Raw genomic sequence first — 5,023 nt, 5'->3', positions numbered from 1 at the left:
CGGCGAACCCGGCGTCAAGACTATCTGGCTCGGAATGAAGGATGTCTACGTTGCAGCCAAAACGATGGAGAAATTACGCGACCGAGCCAATGCCAAGACTTATGTATAACGAGGTGCGCCAAAGGACATCTACACGCACCTGTAAATCGCCGCCCGTCATGCCTCTAATCAGCCCACTGACATCAGCCTTGGTCTGCTCCCAAACTAGCTTCCCCATTGCTGTATCAAAGTTGGCGCACTCGAGGGTAGTGTCCACGACACCGGGTAGTTGGCGCGAGTCCACGCAGTAGGAGATGTCCTTAGCTTCAAACCATTGAAGGTTGAAAAAATCGTACGCGGTGACGCCGAGTGTATTTGCAAGGACACCTCTAATCGCAGTGCTCCACGGCGAAAGCTCGGCCATGCTCGCCTGGCCAGGTCCGCGTAAATGCAACGCCAACCGCATCAGTCGAACCGCAAGCGGGTCTCGTGAAATAATCTAATGGTCAAACTTAAGGCATATTTTCAGTCGCTTCGCTGATTGAATGCCATCGTTCCAATAAATCGGAACAGTCTGGGCTGGGTCCTCAATGCCATTCAAATATCCGGTTGCGCATCCTGAAACGCCCCAAGAAAACGACATTTCGTCTAAAGCATACTGCGTCCAGATTGGCACCTCGGGCCGAAGAAATTTGCTAATCAAGTTCAGCATCTGTCGGGGCGTCGAAGCACCAGCATCCGTGGAGCCATACTCGAGCTCATGCACCAGCACCTTGAATGCCTCGGACGCAGGAAAGAAATACCTTTCCAAGATGGATTCAGCCGCTTGCTCAATCGCCGGCTCAAGCGATTTGACGTCGACCCTCAGATTCCGTAGGGCTTTGTAAATGTGCTCCCAGTCTATGAAACCGCACCACGTCGTCAGCCAGTCAAAGATGTGTGCGGCCGCCAGATTCATTTGCGCGTGCGCCTTCAGACCAGCAGGAGTGGTAGCACTAAGATTACATAGTGCACAGAACTCTTCAAAACTTCTCATTTCGAATTCGTGCTTAATCTTCACTTGCCTATCGGGGACCAGGGCTGTGAAAGTTCTTACTTTACCGTCGGTGACGGTTGTCGGCAAAAACCATTGAGCAAGTGCTGCAATGGACTCGTCAAAGGCACTCCGGTCACGAAGTACAGGCAATGGCGCAGCCGCCGTCGCAGGGTCATCCTTCTTCTTTCTAGGTATCTTGCAATCGCGTTTGGCTTTATCGTTACTGAAATCTGTGACCTGGCGTTTAACTTGCGTATGATGCAGCGTGCCATCACTCAGCTCCTGCACAATATCATCCCAGTCAGATATGGCACCTTGCTCACACCCGAGCCATTTCGCCGCTTGACGTCCCTCTATATAAGCAACAACCATCTTCGACATCATATGGGCGCAAACTAAGAAGGCGTATCTATCAGCTTTTTGCAGTCTAAGTTTTTTTTGCATGCATTTGTAGGGCGATTGTTAAATAATTTCTATGTTCCGGCTAGTCAGCGCGGCACTTCACGCACAGCAGACGCAAATTCGCATCGTGCGACTCATCCTTACAGCCGTTGATGTGAAGGGCATGAAGATTGCATTTCGAGTGGCATATAGCATTCTATGAAATTAAGCCCAAGCCTCACCCAGCGCCTCCGCCTGCTTTAATACTAATTCTACCGCTCGTTCCTGCTGGTCTGGCGGGTACTTATACTTCCGCAGAATCCGCTTCACCATCAACCGCAATGTGGCCCTAACACTCTCCCTGGCGGACCAATCCACAGTAATACTCTTCCGCAGGTTCTCGGTAAGCTCATGTGCAATCTTCTTGAGGGTCTCGTCCGTCAGTTCGTGAACTGCGGATTCGTTTGCCGCCAGGGCATCGTAGAACTTCACCTCATCGTCCGTGAGACCCAACTGCGTCCCTCGATTGGCGGCTTCGCGGAATTTCTTGGCCATCTCGACCAGCTCCTGCATGACCTGAGCCGTCTCAATGGAACGATTTTGGTAACGCGTGACGACATTGGAAAGCAGTTCGGAAAACCTCTTTTCTTGCACAAGGTTGCTGGCAAAGCGGCTCTTGATTTCACCTTCTAGTAGGCGTTCCAGCAGCTCGACAGCCAGGTTCTTCTCTGGCAGATTTCTCACCTGCGCCAGGAACTCGTCGGACAGCAATCCGATGTTTGGCTTTTCCAGGCCCACAGCATCAAAGATGTCCACCACGCTCTCCGACACAACGGCGGAGTTGATGATTTGCCGAATAGCCAACTCACGCTGCTCATCCGTTTTCTTCTCGGCAGTAATATCTTTCTTGGTCAGGATGACCTTCACACCCTGAAGGAACGCCACTTCCTCACGCACTTCCTTGGCTTCATCCAAAGTGCAGCATAAGGTGAATGCTTTGCTCATAGCCAGAGCGATGTCGGCGAAGCGCTTTTTGCCATCCTTAATGCCGAGCACATGGTTGGCGGCACCCGCTAGCGCCTTATGGCCGGCGGTGAGGAAGCCGCTGTAATCAAATCCGTGCAGCATGGACCGCAGCACATCCATCTTCTCCATCAGCACACTGTAGGCCTCACGAGCATCCACGGTAGGTTTCTCGCGGCCGCCGGACTGCGTGTACTCCTTCATCGCGGCTTTGAGCTCATTGCCGATGCCGATATAGTCGACGACCAGGCCACCTTGCTTGTCCTTGAATACTCTGTTTACGCGTGCAATTGCTTGCATCAAGTTGTGGCCCTTCATAGGCTTGTCGACGTACAGAGTGTGAACGCAGGGGGCATCGAAGCCGGTGAGCCACATGTCGCGCACGATGACGAGGCGTAGTAGGTCGCTTGGGTCCTTGAATCGTTTTTCTAGTCGTTTCTTGACCTGGGTATTGTAGATATGAGGCCGCAGCAAAGCCTTGTCGCTGGCGGAGCCGGTCATGACCACCTTGATGGCCCCTTTTTCAGGGTCGGTGTCATGCCACTCTGGGCGCAGCTTTACGATTTCGTTGTACAAGTGCACGCAGATGTCGCGGCTCATGGCCACCACCATAGCTTTACCGGTTTGCGCCTTACCGCGCTCTTCAAAGTGCGCCACTAGGTCAGCAGCCACACTGGCGACACGGGGTTCGGCACCGACGACCTTCTCCAGCGCGGCCCAACGACTTTTGAGCTTCGACTGGGCGTCTTCCTCTTCGTCCTCAGCTAACTCGTCCACCTCGTCGTCAATTTGGGGCAAGTCTTCCTCTTTGAGCCTCAGCTTGGCCAAACGTGACTCGTAGTAGATGGCGACCGTGGCGCCGTCCTCCTTGGCCTGCTGCATGTCATAGACCGAGATGTAGTCGCCAAATACGGCGCGGGTATCACGGTCTTCGCTGCTGACAGGCGTGCCGGTAAACGCCACAAAAGTGGCATTGGGAAGAGCATCTCTAAGGTGCTGCGCATACCCTACCTGGTAGGTCTCGTGCCCAGGCTTGCCCTTCAACTTGGCTTCGAAACCGTATTGAGTGCGGTGCGCTTCGTCGGCAATCACAACAATGTTGGAACGCTCAGACAGGACAGGAAATACATCCTCGTCCTCCCCAGGCATGAACTTCTGAATGGTAGCGAACACGATGCCGCCGGAAGGTCGGTTGGCCAACTTGGCCCGGAGGTCCTGCCGGCTGCTGACTTGGACTGGTTGCTCACGCAATAAGTCCTGCGCCAAGCTGAACACGCCAAAGAGTTGGCCATCAAGGTCATTGCGGTCGGTGATGACAACGATGGTCGGATTTTCCAGCTGAGGCTCTTGCATCACCCGCGCAGCAAAGCAGGTCATGGTGATACTCTTTCCGCTACCTTGAGTGTGCCAAACCACGCCGCCCTTGTGGGAGCCGCCGGGACGAGAAGCCGATACCACTTGACCAATTGCGGAGCGCACAGCGTGAAATTGGTGGTAACCGGCAATTTTCTTGACCAAATGGCCGTCGTCCTCAAACAGCACGAAGTAGCGCAGGTAGTCGAGAAGGTATTGGGGAGCAAGCACACCGCGGACCAGGGTCTGAAGCTCATTGAATTCGCCCAAAGGGTCAAGCGTCACCCCATCAATCGTGCGCCATGCCTTGAAACGCTCAGCACTGGCCGACAACGAGCCCAGCAGTGCCTCCGTTCCGTCCGAGATGACCAGCACCTCGTTGTATTGGAAGACGTCCGGGATTTGCTCTTTATAGGTCTGAATTTGGTCGTATGCCTTCCAGACATTGGCATTCTGGTCAGCTGGATTTTTCAACTCGATGAGCACCAGCGGCAAGCCGTTGACAAACAAGATGATGTCCGGGCGGCGGGTATGGTGCGGGCCCTTGATAGAAAACTGGTTGAGCGCCAGCCATTCATTGCGCTCAGGGTGTGTCCAGTCAATTAGGCGCACGAAGTCACCACGTGTTTCGCCGTCTTTCTGATACTGCACCGGCACCCCACCAATCAACAGCTTGTGGAAATGTCGGTTTGCCGAGAGGAGCGACGGGATACCCAAGTCTAAAACCTGCTTTAGGGCGTCCTCCCGCGCTGTCACTGGAACGTCCGGATTGAGCTTGTGAATAGCCTCACGTAGCCGGAAAGCTAACTGAACCTGGCGATAGTCCGCACGCTGCGGCCGGGTACCGTCAAAGGCGATATCAGGGCCGTAAAGATGGGTATAGCCGACATCCTGCAGCCAGACTAGGGCTTCTTGCTCAAGTTGGTCTTCGGTCATGGTATGGGCCTCAGGCTGCAATTGCCTCGATTTGGTTTTCGACGTCAGATAGGCGCAATTGGCCGGAAATTAAGCGCGGCAGTAGCGTGTCTCGGAGGGTTGCAAGAGATTGAGCCGCTTGTTCATTGTTAAACATCATGTCGTGAATTGCGGATACAACCCTGTCGAAGTGGGCAAGCAACACTTTATCGGGTTTAAGGCACCTCGTTATACACAAGTCCGAAGCGCCGAACGCCGGAGCTGAAAAATCGTTTACTTTCAATGACTTGCAGCAGCCCTTGTAAACTTGATCGTTTTCGCGTTTACTCTCGTCTT

General features: G+C 53.7%; 3 protein-coding genes and 1 pseudogene. All 4 read right to left on the bottom strand.

All coding sequences use genetic code 11. The features are described from left to right. Positions 1 to 73: 73 nt before the first annotated feature. Positions 74 to 475 (bottom strand): ABC-three component system protein, encoded by a 402-nt coding sequence (locus tag ACP7BZ_RS22755; protein WP_426117452.1) that lies wholly within the window; start codon positions 473 to 475, stop codon positions 74 to 76. 3 nt (positions 476 to 478) lie between these two features. Beyond that, positions 479 to 1,459 (bottom strand): hypothetical protein, encoded by a 981-nt coding sequence (locus ACP7BZ_RS22750; RefSeq protein WP_426117450.1) that lies wholly within the window; start codon positions 1,457 to 1,459, stop codon positions 479 to 481. 162 nt (positions 1,460 to 1,621) lie between these two features. Next, a complete protein-coding gene (locus tag ACP7BZ_RS22745) occupies positions 1,622 to 4,708 on the bottom strand; it encodes a type I restriction endonuclease subunit R (RefSeq protein ID WP_426117448.1) in 3,087 nt (1,028 codons plus the stop codon). Between the two features lie 10 nt (positions 4,709 to 4,718). Then, positions 4,719 to 5,023 (bottom strand): annotated as a pseudogene (locus tag ACP7BZ_RS22740) (hypothetical protein); the annotation flags it as partial.

The sequence above is a fragment of the Massilia sp. PWRC2 genome, from assembly GCF_049896725.1.
In the GTDB taxonomy this organism is placed as follows: domain Bacteria; phylum Pseudomonadota; class Gammaproteobacteria; order Burkholderiales; family Burkholderiaceae_D; genus JAFCUW01.
The sequence above is the reverse complement of the archived record's forward strand: the minus strand, read 5'-3'. Positions and strand labels throughout refer to the sequence as shown.

Excerpts from the sequence above, each read along its gene's own strand:
- ACP7BZ_RS22750 (WP_426117450.1), bottom strand. The coding sequence starts at position 1,459 with ATGCAAAAAAAACTTAGACTGCAAAAAGCTGATAGATACGCCTTCTTA.
- ACP7BZ_RS22745 (WP_426117448.1), bottom strand. The coding sequence starts at position 4,708 with ATGACCGAAGACCAACTTGAGCAAGAAGCCCTAGTCTGGCTGCAGGAT.